18 protein-coding genes and 4 tRNA genes are annotated in these 21,285 nt (G+C 52.9%); 5 read left to right on the top strand and 17 right to left on the bottom strand.

The genetic code is table 11. The features are described 5' to 3' along the window. Positions 1–17: 17 nt before the first annotated feature. The gene (locus B9P82_RS23840; protein ID WP_003017937.1) at positions 18–221 is read right to left on the bottom strand and encodes an LPS translocon maturation chaperone LptM; all 204 of its coding nucleotides are present in this window, start codon (positions 219–221) and stop codon (positions 18–20) included. Positions 222–359: 138 nt separating this feature from the next. Here B9P82_RS23840 and cyaY point away from each other — a divergent pair, with 138 nt between their 5' ends. Beyond that, positions 360–680, top strand: coding sequence for an iron donor protein CyaY (cyaY, locus tag B9P82_RS23835; RefSeq protein WP_080860388.1), 321 nt, complete (start codon positions 360–362; stop codon positions 678–680). Positions 681–720: 40 nt separating this feature from the next. Here the strand turns inward: cyaY and cyaA are convergent, their stop codons facing one another. Continuing rightward, the gene (gene cyaA / locus B9P82_RS23830) at positions 721–3,267 is read right to left on the bottom strand and encodes a class I adenylate cyclase (RefSeq protein WP_019078435.1); all 2,547 of its coding nucleotides are present in this window, start codon (positions 3,265–3,267) and stop codon (positions 721–723) included. Between the two features lie 395 nt (positions 3,268–3,662). On the opposite strand from cyaA, the gene hemC reads away from it, so the two are divergent. Genes hemC through hemY form a run of 4 tightly spaced genes read left to right on the top strand, consistent with a single transcriptional unit; the run spans position 3,663 to position 7,740 of the window. Continuing rightward, complete coding sequence (hemC, locus tag B9P82_RS23825; RefSeq protein WP_016157846.1) at positions 3,663–4,604, top strand: hydroxymethylbilane synthase; 942 nt, start codon at positions 3,663–3,665, stop codon at positions 4,602–4,604. Continuing rightward, entirely contained in the window at positions 4,601–5,341 is a 741-nt protein-coding gene (gene hemD, locus B9P82_RS23820) for a uroporphyrinogen-III synthase (RefSeq protein WP_101701054.1), read from the top strand. The genes hemC and hemD overlap by 4 nt, the downstream gene beginning before the upstream one ends. A gap of 21 nt (positions 5,342–5,362) precedes the next feature. Then, a complete protein-coding gene (gene hemX / locus B9P82_RS23815) occupies positions 5,363–6,538 on the top strand; it encodes a uroporphyrinogen-III C-methyltransferase (RefSeq protein ID WP_019078439.1) in 1,176 nt (391 codons plus the stop codon). 2 nt (positions 6,539–6,540) lie between these two features. Continuing rightward, the gene (gene hemY, locus B9P82_RS23810) at positions 6,541–7,740 is read left to right on the top strand and encodes a protoheme IX biogenesis protein HemY (protein ID WP_016155120.1); all 1,200 of its coding nucleotides are present in this window, start codon (positions 6,541–6,543) and stop codon (positions 7,738–7,740) included. A gap of 459 nt (positions 7,741–8,199) precedes the next feature. On the opposite strand, the gene B9P82_RS23805 is transcribed toward hemY, so the two are convergent. From B9P82_RS23805 to wecA, 15 genes are all read right to left on the bottom strand, one after another. Next, positions 8,200–8,276, bottom strand: a tRNA-Pro gene (locus B9P82_RS23805). A 41-nt stretch (positions 8,277–8,317) separates the two neighbouring features. Then, positions 8,318–8,403: transfer RNA gene (locus B9P82_RS23800), tRNA-Leu, on the bottom strand. 20 nt (positions 8,404–8,423) lie between these two features. Continuing rightward, positions 8,424–8,499, bottom strand: a tRNA-His gene (locus B9P82_RS23795). Between the two features lie 56 nt (positions 8,500–8,555). Then, a tRNA-Arg gene (locus B9P82_RS23790) sits at positions 8,556–8,632 on the bottom strand. Between the two features lie 102 nt (positions 8,633–8,734). Beyond that, complete coding sequence (locus B9P82_RS23785; protein WP_016157844.1) at positions 8,735–10,120, bottom strand: bifunctional threonine/serine APC transporter ThrP; 1,386 nt, start codon at positions 10,118–10,120, stop codon at positions 8,735–8,737. Positions 10,121–10,397: 277 nt separating this feature from the next. Then, a complete protein-coding gene (wecG, locus tag B9P82_RS23780) occupies positions 10,398–11,138 on the bottom strand; it encodes a lipopolysaccharide N-acetylmannosaminouronosyltransferase (RefSeq protein ID WP_101701053.1) in 741 nt (246 codons plus the stop codon). Further along, positions 11,138–12,493: an ECA oligosaccharide polymerase gene (wzyE, locus tag B9P82_RS23775; protein WP_101701052.1), complete on the bottom strand. Its 1,356-nt coding sequence runs from the start codon at positions 12,491–12,493 to the stop codon at positions 11,138–11,140. The genes wecG and wzyE overlap by 1 nt, the downstream gene beginning before the upstream one ends. Beyond that, positions 12,490–13,569, bottom strand: a complete 1,080-nt coding sequence (locus B9P82_RS23770; protein WP_049270486.1) for a TDP-N-acetylfucosamine:lipid II N-acetylfucosaminyltransferase — start codon at positions 13,567–13,569, stop codon at positions 12,490–12,492. Before B9P82_RS23770 ends, wzyE begins: the two co-directional genes overlap by 4 nt. Beyond that, positions 13,566–14,816, bottom strand: a complete 1,251-nt coding sequence (gene wzxE, locus B9P82_RS23765; protein WP_101701051.1) for a lipid III flippase WzxE — start codon at positions 14,814–14,816, stop codon at positions 13,566–13,568. Before wzxE ends, B9P82_RS23770 begins: the two co-directional genes overlap by 4 nt. A 1-nt stretch (position 14,817) precedes the next feature. Next, complete coding sequence (rffA, locus tag B9P82_RS23760; RefSeq protein WP_101701050.1) at positions 14,818–15,948, bottom strand: dTDP-4-amino-4,6-dideoxygalactose transaminase; 1,131 nt, start codon at positions 15,946–15,948, stop codon at positions 14,818–14,820. 4 nt (positions 15,949–15,952) lie between these two features. Continuing rightward, a complete protein-coding gene (gene rffC / locus B9P82_RS23755; RefSeq protein ID WP_101701049.1) occupies positions 15,953–16,630 on the bottom strand; it encodes a dTDP-4-amino-4,6-dideoxy-D-galactose acyltransferase in 678 nt (225 codons plus the stop codon). Next, on the bottom strand, positions 16,627–17,889 hold the full coding sequence (gene wecC / locus B9P82_RS23750) for a UDP-N-acetyl-D-mannosamine dehydrogenase (RefSeq protein ID WP_046274881.1): 1,263 nt from the start codon (positions 17,887–17,889) through the stop codon (positions 16,627–16,629). The genes rffC and wecC overlap by 4 nt, the downstream gene beginning before the upstream one ends. Next, positions 17,886–19,016, bottom strand: a complete 1,131-nt coding sequence (gene wecB, locus B9P82_RS23745) for a non-hydrolyzing UDP-N-acetylglucosamine 2-epimerase (RefSeq protein ID WP_029139774.1) — start codon at positions 19,014–19,016, stop codon at positions 17,886–17,888. Before wecB ends, wecC begins: the two co-directional genes overlap by 4 nt. A gap of 55 nt (positions 19,017–19,071) precedes the next feature. Further along, positions 19,072–20,118, bottom strand: coding sequence for an ECA polysaccharide chain length modulation protein (gene wzzE / locus B9P82_RS23740; RefSeq protein WP_016155108.1), 1,047 nt, complete (start codon positions 20,116–20,118; stop codon positions 19,072–19,074). Positions 20,119–20,130: 12 nt separating this feature from the next. Next, positions 20,131–21,234: a UDP-N-acetylglucosamine--undecaprenyl-phosphate N-acetylglucosaminephosphotransferase gene (wecA, locus tag B9P82_RS23735; protein ID WP_016155107.1), complete on the bottom strand. Its 1,104-nt coding sequence runs from the start codon at positions 21,232–21,234 to the stop codon at positions 20,131–20,133. Positions 21,235–21,285 lie beyond the last annotated feature (51 nt).

The raw sequence follows: 21,285 nt of genomic DNA, 5'->3' as shown, positions 1-21,285 counted from the left end.
TACATCTATTCCTGCCGTCAGTAATTCACCTGAGAAGGCCCGTCACTAATCCCACGATCGTTTTTCTCTGGCGTGGTGGATTGTGATTGCGGCTGAACGCTCTTGGTCGGAGGCGGCGCGGTTTTATCTGCTGGCGGGAAATAGAGCGGGCCTTTTAGCCCACAGCCCGTCAGGCTGAACAGAGTAAAAATGACAGCGAGTGGCTTTAACACGTTTTTCATTATCGATTGCCTGTAAAGTTCATGCTTTCTGTTTTCTATCATCGCAGGAGAAGGCGTAAAAGCAAGAGTTAGCCTGTAATCTGCAACGCGTTTTGTTTCAGGTTATACTGCCGTCATCACGAAAAACAGGATAAGAAAATGAACGACAGTGAATTTCATCGCCTTGCTGACACCCTGTGGATGACCATTGAAGAGCGTCTGGACGACTGGGACGGCGACAGCGATATCGATTGTGAGATCAACGGCGGCGTGCTGACCATCAGCTTCGAAAACGGCAGCAAAATTATTATTAACCGTCAGGAGCCGCTGCATCAGGTGTGGCTGGCGACCAAACAGGGCGGCTACCACTTTGACCTGAAAGACGACGAGTGGATCTGCGATCGTAGCGGCGAAACGTTCTGGGATCTGCTAGAACAGGCGGCGACACAGCAGGCGGGTGAAGAGGTGAGCTTCCGTTAAGTTTTATTGCCGGATACGCTTCGCTTATCCGGCATCATGCTCACGAGAAATACTGCTGCAACAGCGGAGTGTCGTTTTCCTGACTGACGGGCGGCACGGCGCTAATCGGCTGGGTACGGAACGGGATCACCTGCGCGCGCCCGTCGGTTTTCACAATCTGATAGAACTGCGGCAGGTTAAAGTTGATGAAGCTGGAGCCGTAGGTAAAGCGATCGTGCGACGACGAGTAGAAACGGCTGACATCGCGTACCAGCTCCTCTTTGCTACCTTCGCAGTGGTGATACACCTCAGCCCGATTACTCTCATCCAGAATGTAGATATTAAAGCCCTGCTCATCACCCGTTTCTTCGAAAAAGAACTGAATGATCCCTTCGCTGGCAAAACCGTCAACCACTGACGGGAGTTTCACATGATTGGTCTCAACCTGAACGGAAAGCCCGTGCAGTTTGTTATGTGAAATCGCGCCATAAAATTCAATCGCGTTTTCCAGCTTCTGTACCGAGACATTCAGGCGCTCGAAGAACAGACCCCAAGTCTGACCGGAAACGCGCAGCGCTTTGAAGCGTCCGGTTTCCTGACGGGTGCTGGAGAGGCGCAACTCGATGCACTCAGACACCAGTTGCTGCACGCGGGTGCGAATTAAACCGCGCAGATGCTGGCTATAGCAGAAGACCTCGACGCTATCCGGCGGCGCGGCATCCTGGTGCATTTTGCCGAGAATCGTTTTTAACGCTTCAATCATCGCCTGCTCACCGTTGAAGTGCAGCGTACGCACTTCATTCCACGAGTTGCGGTACAGCAGGTCGACGCTACCCACCAGGCAATTTTGTTCTTCACCAAAGCTGAAGACGTCCAGCTTACGGAAATCAAAATGTACCACCTGATTGCGAAATGCTGCCGTCGGGTCATATTCAAGGTTAACGATAATCGCCAGGTGGCGAATCTCGCACGGGCTATAGAGCGCTTTCGGCGTTGGCGCTGGCAGTCGCAGCGGGAAGTGATGCGACACGTCGGCGACCATTTCTTGCAGCTTCGGCAAATCAACAATGCCGTTGCCCTTAATAAATAAATGCGTACGCGAGGTCAGCAGGCCGTTGAACCAGGCCCACGCCACCAGTTTATTGAGGTAGCGGTTATATTCCAGCGGCTGATGGCTGATGATCGAGTCCATGTTAGGCGCGCGGTTATAGAGATACCAACCCGAACGGTTGGCACGGCCCGGCGGCACATGGATAAAGGTCAGATTCGGTTCCGAGAGATCCGGAGATATCTGCGGGTTCACCAGCGTTACTTTACCTGGTAATGCTTCAAACGCGGCATACAGCTTACGGGTCAGCACGCCGATATCCTGCGGGCTGGCGCTCACGCTGAGGTTATTTCGGCGGGCAAAACGGATCAGATTACGATAGCTCTGCATCATCGCATCGAGCAGTTCATTATGCGCTTCGCGTACCTGGTCAATCTTCCAGTTAGCGCGGTTATCCAGCATGGTCAGACGGGCGTCATCCCAGCCCCACTCTTTCACTAACTGACTTAATACTTCACGACGCCAGCCCACGCAGGCGCGCTCGCGGCTCAGTTTCTCACACACTTTTAAGTAGAAACATCGACGCACTAAATCCAGACGAGTCGGGTCTTCGATCGCCGTGAGGTACTCGGTAACGCGCTCCAGCATCATGCAGTAAGGGTCGAGACCAAAAGAGACGATCTCGCCATCGTGCAGGCGCTGTTTAATATCTTTCGCCAACAGGCGTGGATTGGGGTATTCCCAGGAATAAGCTTCCAGCAGCAGCGTTTTCAATACCGCTTTGTACGGGGAGTCGATACTCTTGTACAGCTGCCAGAGGCTGGCGCCAAAGTACTCTTCGGCGGAGAGCGAACTGAGTCCGCCGAGATCCAGCCATTCGTTTGGCGTTAACACCCCCTGTGCGTAAAGCGTCATGACGTAATCGTCGTAATGCTCTTCTTCGTCGCCCGGCACCATATTCCACAGAATACGTTTACCCGCGAGACGCACAGCGGTGCGATAGAATTCATCAAGCAACAGGATATGCTGCGTCGAGCCACAGTCTTCACCACCCAAACTGCCGCTTTCATTGTGGCGGAAACGGTTTTCATCAATCAGGAAGAAGCTGACTTCCACGCCCAGCGAGGCGGCCCAGCTTTCCAGCAGGCTACATTTACGCTGCAGCAGCTGGCGCTCTTCGCTATCCAGCCAGGATTGATGGCAGACCCAAATATCAAGGTCAGAGGAACAGCTTTGCCCTACCGAAGAGGTGCTGCCCATTGAGTAAACGCCGGTGATAGGCAGTTCGCCCTTGGGAGGATCCTGCGGTGACATACCGCGGTACAGTTCCAGTTCGTTCAGGTAGTGGCGTTGGGTTTCATCAGGCGTGTAAAGGCATATGCCTTTGGGAACGTTACCATCAAGGTAACCCGGCATCAGCGGATGGTGGTAGTGCAATAATGTCGGCAGCAGACTGTATACCTGCTGGAAGGCAGGTCCCATGGCAGCAAGCGCGCGATCCACACGCAGTTGATTTATGGCATCCAGTCTCTGTTTCAGAGTCTCAATATAGAGGTACAAGACGTATCGCCTGATGTTGCTATCCGTCATGTTGTCGATTGCTGCGGCACAAGCGCTCACAATAATCGTCATCAATTCGGATAAACCGTATGTCAAAAATAACCGTTACCTGTTTTTTCGCCCATATTTTTTTATGCTGTACAGCCGAAAAAATGGTCTAAAACGTGATCAATTTAACACCTTGCTCATTGACCGTAAAGAAAGATGCGCTACATACAAGTGTAGCACCGTTCGTTACGTGTAAATTCCTTCATACGGTCGGGAGGTTTCTCGTCATTATTCACTGCCAGTGATGATGCAGCGCCTTTTCCTCTCACTCACGTTTGAGCGTAACGCTGACATCCCTTTGATAAGGATGTTAGGATGGTCAATGATTGATAATGACGGTAACAAGCATGTTAGACAATGTTTTGAGAATTGCCACACGCCAAAGCCCCCTTGCGCTCTGGCAGGCACATTATGTCAAAGACGCCTTAATGGCAAACCACCCCGGTCTGATCGTGGAACTGGTTCCGATGGTAACCCGTGGCGATGTGATCCTTGATACCCCGCTGGCGAAAGTCGGGGGGAAAGGGTTGTTTGTTAAAGAGCTGGAAGTCGCGCTGCTGGAAAAACGCGCCGATATCGCCGTGCATTCCATGAAGGATGTGCCGGTTGAGTTCCCTGACGGTCTTGGACTGGTCACCATTTGCGAGCGAGAGGATCCGCGTGATGCTTTCGTCTCAAATAAGTACAACACGCTGGATGAACTCCCGGCAGGCAGTATCGTCGGGACATCCAGTTTGCGTCGCCAGTGCCAGTTGGCAAAGCGTCGTCCGGATCTCGTCATCCGTTCGCTGCGCGGCAACGTAGGTACGCGTCTGAGCAAACTGGATAACGGCGATTATGACGCCATTATTCTGGCGGTCGCCGGATTAAAACGTTTAGGTCTTGAGTCGCGAGTCCGCACCGCTCTGCCGCCGGAAGTCTCCCTGCCCGCTGTCGGGCAAGGCGCAGTTGGCATAGAATGTCGACTGGATGATATGCGCACTCAGGCGCTGTTAGCGCCGCTCAACCATGAAGAGACTGCGCTGCGCGTCAAAGCCGAACGCGCCATGAATACTCGCCTGGAAGGGGGATGTCAGGTCCCTATCGGCAGTTATGCAGAACTCATTAACGGTGAGATTTGGCTGCGGGCGCTGGTCGGCGCGCCTGACGGTTCGCAGATGGTATGCGGAGAACGTCGCGGCGCCGCGCAGGAAGCTGAACAGATGGGCATCTCTCTGGCTGAAGAGCTGCTGGAGAACGGTGCGCGCACCATTCTGGCTGAAGTTTACAACGGAGAAGCCCCCGCATGAGTATTCTGGTCACCCGCCCGTCTCCCGCAGGGGAAGAGTTAGTGAGCCGTCTGCGCACACTGGGGCGGGTGGCCTGGAGCTTTCCGCTCATCGAGTTTTCGCCCGGTCGGGAACTGGCAACGCTTGCTTCCCGGCTGTCGGCGCTAACGGAAAACGATCTGGTCTTCGCCCTCTCGCAGCACGCCGTCACCTTTGCAGATGCCGAGCTTCAGCAACAGGGGAAAAGCTGGCCCTCCCTTCCGCGTTATTTTGCCATTGGTCGCACAACGGCGCTGGCGCTGCATACCGTTAGCGGTTTCAATATTCACTACCCTCTGGATCGGGAAATTAGCGAAGTCTTGCTACAATTACCTGAATTACAAAATATTGCGGGAAAACGCGCGCTAATATTACGCGGCAATGGTGGCCGTGAGCTGATAGGTGAAACCCTGACAGCACGCGGAGCTGATGTCAATTTTTGTGAATGTTATCAACGCAGTGCAAAATATTACGATGGTGCAGAAGAAGCGATGCGCTGGCAATCTCGTGGTGTGACCACGGTGGTTGTCACCAGCGGAGAGATGCTACAACAGCTCTGGTCGCTCATTCCGCAGTGGTATCGTGAGCACTGGTTACTACGCTGTCGGCTGCTGGTCGTCAGTGAGCGTCTGGCGCACCTCGCCCGGGAACTGGGCTGGCAAGATATTAAGGTCGCTGATAACGCCGACAACGATGCGCTACTACGCGCATTACAATAACTCTCATAATGGGATGCCATAATGACGGAACAAGAAAAATCCTCCGCCGTGGTTGAAGAGACCAGGGAGGCCGTGGAAACCACGTCACAGCCAGTCAATACTGAAAAAAAGAGTAAGAACAGCACGGCGCTGATTCTGAGCGCTGTGGCGATTGCTATTGCGCTGGCTGCAGGCGTTGGGCTGTACGGTTGGGGGAAACAGCAGGCAACAACGCAGACAGCTACCAGCGATGCGCTGGCGAACCAGCTTACGGCGTTGCAAAAAGCGCAAGAAAGCCAAAAAGCTGAGCTGGAAGGCATTATTAAGCAGCAGGCAACGCAGCTGGATGAAGCCGCTCGCCAGCAGGCCGCGCTGGTCAAACAGCTTGACGAAGTCCAGCAAAAAGTCGCCACTATCTCCGGCAGCGATGCCGGGACATGGCTGCTGGCGCAGGCTGATTTTCTGGTGAAACTGGCCGGTCGCAAATTATGGAGCGATCAGGACGTTACTACCGCCGCGGCGCTGCTGAAAAGCGCTGACGCCAGCCTGGCGGATATGAATGACCCAAGCCTGATTACCGCCCGTCGCGCGATTACCGACGATATCGCGAGCCTCTCTGCGGTGACTCAGGTCGACTATGACGGCATTATCCTGAAAGTGAATCAACTCTCTAACCAGATTGATAACCTGCGTCTGGCCGACAACGATACCGACGATTCGCCGATGGATTCCGACAGCAGCGAGCTTTCCAGCTCGATCAGCGAATGGCGCGTCAATCTGCAAAAAAGCTGGCAGAACTTTATGGACAGCTTTATCACCGTTCGCCGTCGTGATGAAACCGCCGTCCCGCTGCTGGCACCGAACCAGGACGTTTACTTACGTGAAAATATCCGTTCTCGCCTGTTAGTGGCCGCCCAGGCCGTGCCGCGTCATCAGGAGGAAACATATCGCCAGGCGCTGGAAAACGTCTCGACCTGGGTGCGCGCCTACTACGACACCGACGATGCAGCCACCAAAGCTTTCCTTGAAGAGGTAGACCAACTGAGCCAACAAAGCATCAGCATGGACGTACCGGAAACGCTGCAGAGCCAGGCGCTTCTCGACAAGCTCATGCAGACCCGCGTACGTAATTTACTGGCACAGCCTGCCACAGCGCCGGTTGCAGCAGCTCCTGCGCCTTCAGCTGAAACTCCGGCAACTGCGCCGCAAGGAGAATAATGATGCTAAAAGTATTATTGCTCTTTGTGCTATTGATCGCCGGGATCGTTGTCGGTCCAATGATTGCCGGTCATCAGGGCTACGTGCTGATCCAGACGGATAATTACAATATCGAAACCAGCGTGACGGGTCTGGTGATCATTCTGATCGTCGCAATGGTCGTCTTGTTTGCGATTGAATGGCTGCTGCGCCGAATTTTCCGCACTGGCGCGCATACCCGCGGATGGTTTGTCGGTCGGAAGCGTCGTCGCGCCCGTAAGCAGACCGAGCAGGCGCTGCTCAAGCTGGCAGAAGGCGATTATCAGCAGGTTGAAAAGCTGATGTCGAAAAACGCCGATCATGCAGAACAGCCGGTAGTGAATTACCTGCTGGCGGCAGAAGCTGCTCAACAGCGCGGTGACGAAGCTCGTGCCAACCAACACCTTGAGCGTGCTGCCGAACTGGCCGGAAATGATACGATCCCGGTAGAAATCACTCGCGTTCGCCTGCAGCTGGCACGTAATGAAAATCACGCCGCACGCCACAGCGTAGATAAACTGCTGGAAGTGACGCCACGTCATCCGGAAGTGCTGCGTCTGGCTGAACAGGCCTACATTCGTACCGGTGCATGGAGTTCGTTACTGGATATCATTCCATCCATGGCAAAAGCGCACGTGGGTGATGACGAGCACCGTGCGATGCTGGAACAACAAGCATGGGTTGGTCTGATGGATCAGGTTCGCGCCGATCAGGGCAGCGAGGGGCTACGTGCATGGTGGAAAAACCAGAACCGTAAAACCCGTCACCAGGTTGCCCTGCAGGTAGCAATGGCTGAACATCTGATTGAGTGTGACGATCACGATACGGCGCAGCAGGTCATCATTGATGGTCTTAAACGCCAGTATGACGACCGCCTGGTGCTGCCGATCCCGCGTCTGAAAACCAACAACCCGGAACAGATAGAAAAAGTGTTGCGCCAGCAGATTAAAGCCGTCGGCGATCGCCCATTACTGTGGAGCACGCTGGGCCAGTCGCTAATGAAGCACGGCGAATGGCAGGAAGCCACGTTCGCCTTCCGTGCCGCTCTCAAACAGCGTCCAGATGCCTATGACTACGCCTGGCTTGCTGACGCGCTGGACAGACTGCATCAGCCGGAAGAAGCCGCCACCATGCGTCGTGATGGCCTGATGTTGACGCTGCAGAACAACAATCCCCCGCAGTAATTCCCTCTTGCCCGGTGACGTTTCGCTTACCGGGCCTACCGTTATTTCATATACACCAAATCATTCGAGATGCTTCGAGGCGACTTGAAGGATGAGGTGTATATGCATAAAAAAACGCCCGCTCTTTTGGAGCAGGCGTTAAACAGGTCTGTATGACAACATAAATGGGTGCTTCACTCAACGTTATGTCCATGGTGTTTGATGAGGCCAGAGCGACATCTGTCTGTGGACGATAAGCACCGTAAACGGCTCTGCATCATTCCTGAGTTTATGAGGCCAGATGGCGAACATAAGAGATGGAATGAGCATCTACCCGTATATTATTGCACAAGGCATGCCACGATTGCACTGCAAAAACAATGGAACCGGACTTTTTAAGACATCAGGAAATTCGGGGAAATAAAGGCTGAGAAGGGAAAATCAGAAAACAAAAAACCCCGCCGAAGCGGGGTTCAAAATTGGTCGGCGAGAGAGGATTCGAACCTCCGACCCACTGGTCCCAAACCAGTTGCGCTACCAAGCTGCGCTACTCGCCGTTTTACTGCTTTTTGAATTTTTAGTTCAATTCTTTAAGTCGTGGTGCGAGGGGGGGGACTCGAACCCCCACATCCTAAGGACACTAACACCTGAAGCTAGCGCGTCTACCAATTCCGCCACCTTCGCATTTCACAACTTTAAATTAATGGGGTGGCTAATGGGATTCGAACCCACGACAACTGGAATCACAATCCAGGGCTCTACCAACTGAGCTATAGCCACCACTGCAAATCTTTTACGCGGTATTAAAACCACCGCAGCTCCGGCACCTTACTAAATGGTGCGCCCGACAGGATTCGAACCTGAGACCTCTGCCTCCGGAGGGCAGCGCTCTATCCAGCTGAGCTACGGGCGCTTAGCGCCGTTGCGGGGCTGGATATTACGGAGGTCTCGGTCTGCTGTCTAGTGCTTTTTTAAAATAAATTATCGTTTGGTCATGGTTTGTGCGTTTTGTCGCTTATTCCTGCAATTTTTGGGCTGTGCCATGACGATTCAGGCCAAAAACCTTATAAATGAGCGTCACGGCCAGTAAGAAGAGAATGCCAACAAACAGCGACATTCGGGTATCTTCATTAAAGTACATGCCGATTAATACGCAAATCAGGAACGCCATCGTCAAATAGTTCGCCCACGGGAACAGAATCGAGCGGAAGGGATGACTGGCGATCGCCGCTTTATGCGCCTGACGGAAACGTATCTGGCTTATCAGGATCACAAACCACGGCACCATCCCCGGCAGCACGCTGGCGCTATAGACATAAACGAACACACGCTGCGGGTTGGGAATAATGTAGTTCAGGCACGAACCAACCAGCAGGATCGCGATAGAAATAGCCACGCCGGCAACCGGCACGCCCTGGCGCGAAACTTTTCCAACAGCGGCAGGTAGCTGGCGATTCTTTGCCAGCGCGTAAAGCATACGCCCACAGCTGTACATCCCACTGTTACAGCCCGACAGCGCCGCCGTCAGGACCACAAAGTTAATAATCCCTGCCGCGGCGGTAATACCAATCTTGGCAAAGGTGAGAACAAACGGGCTACCGTTACTGCCAATCTCATTCCACGGGAAAATAGTGACGATAACAAAAATCGCACCGACGTAGAAAATCAGAATACGCCACAGCACTTTCCCTACTGCACTCCGCAGCGTGACCTGCGGATTCTTCGCTTCACCCGCAGTAATGCCGATCAGCTCCACGCCCTGGTAAGAAGCCACGACAATACACAATGCCGTCAGGAAGCCCTTCCAACCACCAGCAAAGAAGCCGCCGTGCTCGGTCAGGTTGCCAAAGCCGATCGCCTGACCGCCATTACCAAAACCGAAGAAAATCACCCCTAATCCAATGACGATCATCACAATGATGGTGGTCACTTTAATCATGGCAAACCAGAACTCAATTTCACCATACAGGCGAACCGCGGCGAGATTTGCCAACGCAACCAGTCCGACAGCTATCAGTGCGGGTATCCATTGTGCCATTTCCGGGAACCAGAACTGGACGTACACCCCGATGGCGGTAATCTCTGATATCCCCACCGCCATCCACATAAACCAGTATGACCAGGCGGTGAGATAACCAAAGAAGGGGCTCATGTAACGATGGGCGTAAACAGCAAATGAACCGGCAACCGGCTCGAGGAATAACATCTCCCCCATAGAACGCATAATGAAAAAGACGAACAGCCCGGCGACGATGTATGCCAGCAGAACTGAAGGTCCCGCCCATTTCAGGGTACTGGCGGCCCCCATAAATAGCCCGACGCCAATAGTCCCCCCAAGGGCAATTAATTCGATGTGACGAGCCTCCAGCCCACGCTGTAGCTCAGGTTTGTTCTCGGCCATAAATCCTCTTGTTGTGTTTGCATACTGTCCGGTATTACCGGTTCTCGTTATGGGTACATCTTGTTATGCCATAACAGGCCATACGGCACCGACCGCTTAACGGTTGGCGTCAAAAACACCACGGCACTGCAATGATTGTTGCGAATGGTTTCCTAAAATCGCTTAAATGCAATTAAAGCATTCAAAAAATAAATAGATTGTGCGAGAAAGCAGCGATTATGTTGTGAATAAGTAGCGTAATTAGCAGATCACGCTACTTATCAGAGGAGAGAGGGCGTCAGAGGTTGCCGGTATAGTGCCAGCGGAGATAGCGTAATAAGCGAAGTTGACGAGTGATACGGCTTGGCTGCGACAATAAGCGATACAGCCACTCCAGCCCCAGACTCTGCCAGATTCGCGGCGCACGCTTAACGTGACCGGTAAAGACGTCGTAGGTACCACCGACGCCCATATACAGCGCTTCAGGGTGAATCTTCCGGCAGTCACGCATAAAGATCTCTTGTTTTGGCGAGCCCATCGCCACCGTCACAATCTGCGCACCGCTGTCGTGGATACGTTCAAACAACGCCTGACGCTGGTCCGGGGTAAAATAACCGTCCTGACTGCCTACAATGTTCACGCGCCACTGGGCACGCAGTTTGGCTTCCGTTTGCGCCAGAACTTCAGGCTTGCCACCAATCAGGAAGACTGGCGTTCCTTCCTGCCCAGCTCGCGCCATAAGCGCTTCCCAAAGATCAGCCCCTGCCACGCGTGAAACCTGCGCCTGCGGGAATTTTTTGCGCACTGAGCGCACCACGCTAATCCCATCCGCATATTTGAAGTCAGCGGCGTTGATCAGATCCCGCACTTCAGGGTTATCTTCTGCCGTCAGCATCTTCTCAGCGTTGATTGCCACCAGCGTTCCTGACCTGAGATGTCCCTCGGCAAACAGGTAATTTAGCGCATGCTGCATATCGCGCCAGCCAATCAATTGTAGCCCGCGCAGCGAGTAGAGTGGCGCAGTTGTGTTATCTGTCATTACGATCCTTCAATCTGTGTCCGGGGCAGCGATTTGATTCGTTTATGGATGAGTCCCGCACTATCGAATAGCCAAAACAGCAGTTTTGCCACCAGCAGACACACGCCGAAAATCACGAGGAAAAAGACCACTCGCGAGACAAACGAATCCAGCCCTTCACGTGCCAACACGATCATATTGAAAATAGCGCCAAAACAGAAACTGTGCAGAATCGCCGCCTTGTAGCGATTGGTTTCGCGGTTGCCTAACTCATACAGCCAGTCAAACCATTTGATGATAAGTCCAACGACAATCGCGCCTAACGGGATAAACAGCACCCCGCCCATCACCACCAGTGAACCAATTAACGTCGGCGAAATCGCCAGACCTGAGTGGTTGTTCAACACTTCCCAGGTAAAGTAGTTCGCTGAGTTGAGGACAATACTCGGCCGCCCAGGCCACAGCCAGGAGGGGATAAAGACGTAGAAGTCACGGACAATCGGCGCCAGCCCCTGAAACTCAATATTGTGGTAATTTTGCAGCAACAGCGCCAGATTCTCCCACGGCGAGAAGGTGTCGCGCGTGAGGTACAGGAAGGTATAGAACGCCTCGTCGCCGCTAACGTTCATCCCATAGCGCTTTAGCGCCAGCCAGAACATCCCGACGATACCCAGCACGCCCGCGGCGGCCAGCATCCACAGCGAAATCCAGCCGCGAATGATGCCGATAAACAAGAAGATGGCAAACGCAATGATGATATTGGCGCGCGTCCCGCCAACAATCATATAGGTCAGCAAACCAAACGCGACGGTACTCACCAGGAAGAACAACCACGCTTTGCTGTCCTGATGCAGGAAATAGACCACCAACATTGCCGGAATGAAGAAGTAGAAGAAACGCTTCAGAGCGACGCCAGAGACTTCGCTGGAAAAAATTTGGCTGTAGGATTGCAGTCTGAACAGCAGGAATCCGTTGTGCATAAAGAAGACGCCCACGCTCACCAATGCAATCGCCATCAGGATAACCCAGGTCAAATGCGCTTCAACGCGATTGATGGTAAATAGCGGCCTGCGTGGCTTATCCTCGACTCGCTTGCGAAGGCGTGTTTTATACGTCACGTAGTAGACGGCATAGAAACAGGCGGCTGACAGCAAGGCCTGCAGCAGGATCTCCGGCGGAGCAACTGCCACATCAAAACGGAACACCAGTATGCTGGTCAACGGGAACCCGAAGAAGAACGTCAGCAAAAACAGCAGTGAGAAGAAAACATTGAAGTTAAAACGCACGCGGCGGAATTCAAACCAGGTCAGCGTGGCGATAAACAAGGTGGAGAGCAGCCATACCACCAGCAAACCGCTAAATTGCATCAGGCTCATATGGTTTCTCCTGAAGCAATGCGCAGCGCGTTGTGCCACGGCTGCAGATAATTCGGGCTAAAGAAGGTGATTGAATTTTTATCTACCGATGCCAACTGGCGCTGCGCTTCGCGTACGACGCCTTCATTGAGCTCATCAGTGGTAAATAACACCGGGAGATTCTGTTCCACCATATCCTGCCAGAAGGGATTTTCACGGTTGAGCACGCACGGGATACCGGCCTGAATCAGTAAACACAGGGTACCGATCCCCTGCTGACGGGCAAAAATAAAGTAACCCAAATCACACTGACGTAATAATGTCAGATAGGCATCAAATTCCAGCTTTTCACTTAAAATTTGCAGATTCTCAGCGCTAAACAATGCCAGGCCGGCCTGACGAACCTCGTCGATATAAGCCACATTATTGGCGGGGTACCCCATCGGTACAATCACATTCACCGTGTCGCCGAACTGCTGATGGACGGCGCGTAGCGCGGCAATATGCTCATTGCTGCGATCGCCAGAGTTGCCAACCAGCACCGTCATCTTGCCGCTGCGCTGACACGCGTTGCTCATATTATTGAGCGAGGGATCCATCCGCGTTGGGAAATAGAGCAACTCGCCACGCACGCGCGGATGCTGTTCGGCGAAATAGCTCAAATCACCCCGCGTGGCAAATACGCAGCCCACGCGGTTCTGCGCCATACGGCGAATGGGGTAAAACAGGCGAAATTTCAGTCCGCTGGAGACTTCATATAAATCCGCGCCCCAGATATGCCAGTAAAACTGCTCCGGTTTAATTCCCCCGCTCAGCAGCGCTAACCACAGGCTGGTGTTGAACTGACCGTGGAAGAAAAAACGCTGTTGGCGATCCGCTTTTGCTTTCGCGATAACCGCTTCAGCCAGCGCCTTTTTCCCACCATAGAAGCTTAGCGATAACGCCGGGCAGTTCTCACTGAATCCGGCATCCTGACCTGCAACCATAAACGTGCGCGCGTGCTCGCTCGTCGCGGCCAGCGAGTCGTTGAAAAACCGCAGCACGGTTTGGTTATGGTGAGGGATATCCGATCCCAGAACGTGAATCAGTACAGTCATACCCGCCTACGCCAGAGTAAAAACACGCCACAACAAAGAGAGAAATAGACAATGTACGTTGCCATGTAAGCCTGTGCCGCGCCCAGCGCACCATGTGCAGGGATCAGCCAATGTGCAAACGCCGTCAATAACATGAACTGGCTAATTTCTGCCAAGATATAAAACCGCAGCGACGCTTTCGCGATCACCAGATAACCGAAAACATAGGCGCCGACTTTCAGCACATCACCGACCAGTTGCCAGGCGAACAGGTCGCGCATGGCGGTGAATTTAGCGGAGAAAAGCAGCCAGATAGCAAAATCGCGCAGTAGCCAGACGGTAAAGCTTGCGGCAGCAACCGCCGGCAGCACGAATTTCAACGACTTGATCACTTCGCGTGTAATGTCGCGCTTTTCAGTCAAACGCGACAACGTCGGCAGCAAGTAAACGCTGAATGAGGCGGTGATGAATTGCAGATAAGCATCGGAGATACTGCTCACCCCCTGCCAGATCCCCACATCATCCCAGCTGTACTGCGCCGCCAACAGGTTTCGCATCATCACGTATGCCACTGGCAGCGTTACGGAGGTAATCAGCGCCATCAGCGTAAACTTGCTTAACTGCCCTGCCAGACCGTTATCCCACGAGGGTTTCAGGTAATGCAGGGGGATAGTCCCACGCTTAATCAGTATTATAGCGGCAGGGATAACGACCAGCGCAGGTACCAGCGCCAGGCCCAGCAAGGCGCCTTCATACCCTCCCAAGCGATAACAGCCATAATAAGCCGCTACGCCCACCAGGCTCCCCACAATCAACGACAGCGCGTTACCCGCCGCATCGCGGAAGCCCTTCATCAGCGCCAGCAGCAGGTTCGCCCAGGCTATGCCCATCTGCACCAGCGCAACCAGTCGAACCAGCCCCTGATAATGAGTATGACCAAATAATCCCTGACTGATAGGTGCGGCCGCCAGCAAAAAAATCACCGCCATCAGCGTAGAGAATCCCAGCACCATCGCGGAAGATGTACCGACCACCTTACGGAGCCGGGCCGGATCGTCATGATGCTGCGCAACGTATTTCGTGACGCCATTGAAAATGCCGGCCCCCGCCAACACGCCAAGCACAGTGACCATCTGGCGGAAGTTACCCGCCTGCCCCACGCCTGCCGGTCCAAACGACACCGCCAGCAACTTCACAACCAGCAAACCTGCACCAATTTTTACCAGCGTACTGGCCGCCGTCCATAAGGACGCTTTTGCAAGCGACATATCAGGCGAAGTAGTTGAGTAAGGTCGTAATGACTGTTCGCTGGTTCACCGGCGACAGATTGTAGAACAGCGGTAAACGCAGCAGGCGTTCGCTCTCTTTGGTGGTGTAACGATCAACACCGGCAAACATGCCGAATTTATCGCCAGCCGGGCAATCATGCAGCGGGATATAGTGGAACACCGCCATAATTTCAGCTTCTTTCAGGAAGTTAATCAACGCCGTGCGATCGTCGATATCGCGCAGTTTGATGTAAAACATATGGGCATTCTGTACGCAACCCTCCGGTATCGAAGGCAGCTCAATACGCCCGGCACGCGCCAGCGGTTCCAGGGCATCGTAATACTTTTTCCACAGCGCCAGACGCTGCTGGTTAATACGATCAGCCGCTTCCAACTGCGCCCACAGATAAGCCGCCTGCAGATCGGACATCAAATAGCTGGAACCGATATCACGCCAGGTATACTTGTCTACCTGGCCGCGGAAAAACTGACTACGGTTAGTCCCTTTTTCACGGATGATTTCTGCACGCTCGACTAATTTTTTATCATTAATCAGCGTCGCTCCACCTTCCCCGCCTGCGGTATAGTTTTTGGTCTCATGGAAGCTAAAGCAGCCGATGTGACCAATCGTACCAAGCGCACGCCCCTTGTAGGTCGACATGACGCCCTGGGCGGCATCTTCCACCACATACAGGTTATGTTTAGTGGCCAGCCCCATGATGGTATCCATTTCGCAGGCCACGCCCGCGTAATGTACCGGCACAATAGCGCGGGTTTTATCGGTGATCGCCGCTTCAATCAGCGTTTCGTCAATGTTCATGGTATCCGGGCGGATATCAACAAAGACGATTTTCGCGCCGCGCAACACGAAGGCATTGGCCGTAGAGACAAACGTGTAGCTCGGCATAATGACTTCATCGCCAGGCTGGATATCCAGCAGCAATGCCGCCATCTCAAGCGATGCGGTGCAGGAGGGCGTCAACAGCACTTTCTCGCTGCCAAAATGCTGCTCCAGCCACTGCTGACAGCGACGGGTAAAACCACCGTCACCACACAGTTTGCCGCTATTCATCGCAGACTGCATGTAATCGAGTTCAGTTCCCACCACCGGCGGTGCATTAAATGGAATCATCGTGTCACCTGTATAACCAATACGCGGTGCTTTCCACATTCGCACCACTGTGTATATAACGTTTAAGCGCGGCGGTGTTACCCATTTGGGTCGCCACGCGCAATGTTGTTTTACCGCGGGCCTGTGCCCAACAAAGCGCGGCCTGCATCAGTTCTGCACCCGCACCACGCCCGGCCAGCAGGCCAATTCTCGCCTCGGTCGCATTCAGTTCACGCAGCGAGACATAGCCACGAATCTCACCAGTCGGTTTACGAAAAATGAGGCATTGATGATCAAACGTCCCCAGCACCGCGTTTTCAATCCACTGTGCGTAGAAACGCGCGCTGGCATCTTCGGCATACCACGGGGCGCGAAAACGACTTTGCGCAAATGCCTGTCCTGCCAGATGGCGTAATACCGGGATATCCGTAGGTTGCGCGACCTGCGCACCGGGGTCGCCGCTGGCACACGTCACCGGCAGTACAAAATCGACTTCACCTTCTACCAGTGAGAAACCCAAATGCTGAAGAGCATCCAATTCATGGCTATTTGCGGCAAGTATTTTTGCTTGTACACGCGACCAGGGCAGCAACGCATCCGCGGTTAGAACCGGCGCGCGTTGGTCAAAACGGACAATGGCGCTATTCACGCCAAAGAACGTATTTTCCCAGCTAAGCGGCTCAATACTGGCGCGGATTTTCACCGCCAGACCCCTTTGGTATCAACGATGTACTGCTGTTGAACCGCATCGCCTTTGATGCCTTTAAATTCATTATGGTCAACCAACATGACCAACACATCAGCACGTGCCAGAGCATCGTCCAGCGTCGCCAGTTGGCAAATACCATCCAGTTTTTTCGGCAGTTGATGGATGTTCGGTTCCACCACCAGCATTTCGCCTTTGTGCCATTGCGCAATATTCTGCGCAATTCCCATCGCCGGGCTTTCACGCAAATCGTCAATATTGGGTTTGAATGCCAGACCAAAACAGGCAATTTTCACTTCGCTAGCCCGTTTGTTGGTATCCGCCAGACAGTCGGCTACGGCAGCCTTTACCCGATCGACCACCCAATGCGGTTTACCATCGTTTACCTCACGTGCAGTACGGATCAATTTCGCCTGCTGCGGGTTCTGCGCCACGATAAACCACGGATCGACCGCGATACAGTGTCCACCTACGCCAGGGCCGGGCTGCAAAATATTCACGCGTGGATGCCGGTTTGCCAGCCGAATCAGTTCCCAGACGTTGATCCCCTGATCGGCGCAAATCAGCGACAGTTCATTGGCGAAGGCGATATTGACATCGCGAAAGCTATTTTCCGTCAGCTTACACATTTCTGCGGTGCGGGCGTTGGTCACCACACATTCGCCTTCGAGAAAGATGTTGTACAGCTCGCTGGCGCGCGCGGAACAGACGGAGGTCATTCCTCCAATCACCCGATCGTTTTTAATCAGTTCGACCATTACCTGACCCGGCAGTACGCGCTCTGGGCAATAAGCAATGTTAACGTCCGCCTGTTCACCGACCTGCTGCGGGAAAGTCAGGTCAGCCCGCATTTCTGCAAGCCATGCGGCCATCTGTTCAGTTGCCCCGACAGGTGAAGTGGATTCCAGAATCACCAATGCGCCTTTTTTCAAAACTGGCGCAATAGATTTCGCCGCGGCTTCTACGTAGACCATATCGGGTTCATGATCTCCCTTGAACGGGGTAGGCACCGCAATCAGATACGCATCAGCATCTACGGGTGTCGCGCTCGCACGTAAAAACCCATTTTCGACCGCCGTTTTCACCACCGCCCCCAGATCGGGCTCAACGATGTGAATTTCACCGCGATTAATGGTATCCACCGCATGTTGATTTATATCTACGCCAATTACGTGTTTTTGACGGGAAGCAAAGGCAGCCGCCGTTGGCAGTCCGATATAACCCAGCCCAATGACAGAAATGGTCGTAAAACTCATAGCGATATCCGATTATTTTTTAATGCATCTAAAATGCGGTCACATGCCAGCCCGTCTCCATACGGATTATGGGCGCGGCTCATGATCTGATATTCATTGTCGTCATGCAGCAAACGCGTGACTTCTTCAACAATCCGCTGTGGGTCTGTACCTACCAGACGTACAGTCCCTGCGGTAATAGCTTCCGGGCGCTCCGTTGTTTCACGCATCACCAGCACAGGTTTCCCCAGAGACGGCGCTTCTTCCTGAATCCCGCCGGAATCAGTAAGGATCAACCAGGCGTGATTCATCAGCCATACGAATGGCAGGTAGTCCTGCGGTTCAATCAACACCACGTTTTCAACGTGACCCAGGATGCGATTGACCGGCTCACTGACGTTAGGGTTCAGGTGTACCGGATAGACAATCTGCACATTTTGGTTAGACGCGGCTATTTCCGCCAGGGCATGACAGATTTGCTCAAAACCGCGACCGAAGCTTTCCCGACGATGACCGGTCACCAGGATCATCTTTTTATCAGCATCCAGGAAAGGATAACGTTCGGCCAGATCCGCACGCAGCGTCTCATTTCCCAGTACGCGATCCCGAACCCAGATCAACGCGTCAATAACCGTATTACCCGTGACGAAAATACGATCATCAGGGATAGCTTCTCGTAACAGATTTTGGCGCGAGTTTTCTGTTGGGGCAAAATGATACATTGCCAGACGCCCGGTCAGCGTACGATTAGCCTCTTCCGGCCATGGTGAATAGAGATCGCCTGTACGTAAACCAGCCTCGACATGCCCCACCGGGATGCGCTGATAGAACGCGGCCAGACTGGTAGCAATCGTGGTTGTGGTATCACCATGAACCAACACCACATCGGGTTTGAATTCAGCCAAAATAGGCTTTAACCCTTCCAGGATGCGGCAGGTTATTTCTGTTAGTCCCTGACCTGGCTGCATAATATTGAGATCGTAGTCAGGTACAATGGAAAAAAGATTCAACACCTGATCGAGCATCTCCCGATGCTGCGCCGTAACGCAAACTTTCGCCTCAAAATCAGGATCTTTTTCCAGCGCATGAACCAGAGGAGCCATCTTAATGGCCTCCGGTCGCGTACCAAATACAGTCAGTACTTTCACATCGATTCTCTTCGGATTGGCAGTGAGGGCCCAGCCCCTCACTGCAACGGCATTGCTAAATCGTACGGCGACGGGTTAACGCGACACCAGCACCGATCAGAGCCCCAACGATACCCCACATAATCATCAGGAAGGCGCGACGAGGGCTGTCACGTTTTACCGGCTCTTCCGGCGTTCTCAAATAACGATAGGTCTGAAAACGCGGATCTAAAGTTGGTCCAACGTTCAGGGTGTTCAGCATTGCCCTGTTCTGGAAATAGTCCAGATCGAAATCCGGACCAATTGACTGCAGATTCTCGAGTCGCGCCTGCAACATAGGACGTCCGAGTAAGAACAATTCTGAATCCGGCAATTCATCAGCTGGAACATCTGTGGAAGTACGCGAAATATTATGTTGTTCGGCAATTTTAAGCGCTTGTTCAATGCTGTGGACGCGGCGAGAGAAAATGGATTTTGCCACTTCTTCCTGACGTTTGACCTGCGCTTTCATCTGCACAGTGCGTGCGGCCCATGCGCCTTTTAACTCATCGTTCAGATGACGTGCCGCGCGTTGGCTGGCAAACGCGACGTACTGGCGCAGCAAATTGTTGGCATCAGGAGCCGTCTCGGCAATCAGCTTCACGCTGTCATTGGTATTACGCAGCGCATCGCCAGGTAAAAACTGAATGTTATTGATCAGTTCATCCAGCATCGCCGCATCGGCTTTGCTATTACCGACCATACGCTGCTTATAGTAATCAGTCTGCTGCCAGAATTCTCGGCGTGTATCCCAGGAGGCAAGCTGCATAATGAATTCTTTATAGGCCTCATCCATTACTGACGGTTGGTCCGTGGACGCAAGACTGGCCTTAATATCCAGGTTGCGTAAAAACTGTTGTTGAGAGTAAAAGCCGCCCAACATATTGACCGTTGGCCTGTCAGTAATCGCCGTGGCGCTCCACTCCTGACGCGCAAAAAACGTATAGGCGAGGGCCGCTATCGCGAAGGCGAGAGCCATACCGACGATCCACACCTTCCCTGACCACAAGGTACGAAACAACCCACGGATATCCAGTTCATTTTCAGCGCTCACGGCGTCTTCCCCCGGTAATGGTTGTCTCATCGCATCCTCAATTTACTTGGTTAAGTTTGGTTTGCCTTCACGAATTCTTCGCAATCTGCGCTTCACTCGCTTGATAAATCTCGCTACCTTCCAGGCACGCTTGATACAGTAACCGTAGAGGCCAAAGGCCAGTAAAAAAAGCAACAACATGGCCCATTCAGGGACTAAGCGAAAATATTCAGCCAACACGCCGATAGACGCCAGTACCGCCGCAGCCAGCGTAATCAGAACAAATGCTTGTCGGGAAGTAAACCCTGCTCGCATCACCAGATGATGTATGTGTTGACGATCCGCGGAGAAAGGGCTCATGCCTTTTCGCAAACGTCGGTACATGATTGCCACCATATCCATCAATGGAATGGCAATAATCCACAGTGCAGTTACCGGGCTAATGGGGTGAGTTTTGCCCTGCGTAGTCTCCAGCAGGATCCAAATAATGGTGAAGCCAATCAGTGTACTGCCCGCGTCACCCATAAAAACTTTATAGCGACGTCCAAGGATGCCCAGATTTAGCAGGATATAAGGCAGAATGGCGGCGATCATGGCAAAACACCAGATAGCCAGACTCGTCTGACCATCAAACCACAAAATGAATCCCATCGCCGCAAATGAAACGCTGGACAACCCACCTAGCAGACCATCAATCCCATCCACCATATTGAAGGCGTTTATTGCCGCCCAGACGGCAAACAGCGTGAGTAAATAGCCGAACGGACCGAGCACCATCTCCCAGGGACCAAAAATATACCCAAGGCTAAGAAGATAGAGTTTGCCAACCGACATCATAATAATGCCGATCGCGGCCTGGATAATCGCACGGATTTTTACACTGATATCAAAGCGATCGTCTAACGCGCCGACCAAAACTAATACACCAGCACAGGCCAGAAAGAGAGAAGCATGCGGGATGTAGTAGTCAGCAATGGCAAACGTAAAACATACACCTGCGTAAGCCGAAATCCCTCCAACCAACGGAATCAATCCCTGATGCCGTTTACGGAAGTTGGGTTTATCCACTAAACCAATCTTTTTTGCGACCTTGCGGGCAAAGAAAAGAAACAGTGTTGTGAATAAGAAAATACTGATGAGATCAGTGCTTACTGTCAGTAAATTCACAATGCATGCTCTCAGAGAATATTAATAGCAGAAGTATAACCACGAAGACCT

Origin of the sequence: Citrobacter sp. L55, from assembly GCF_002850715.1 — a bacterium.
GTDB lineage: Bacteria > Pseudomonadota > Gammaproteobacteria > Enterobacterales > Enterobacteriaceae > Citrobacter > Citrobacter braakii.
This window is presented reverse-complemented; position numbering and strand designations above follow the sequence as displayed.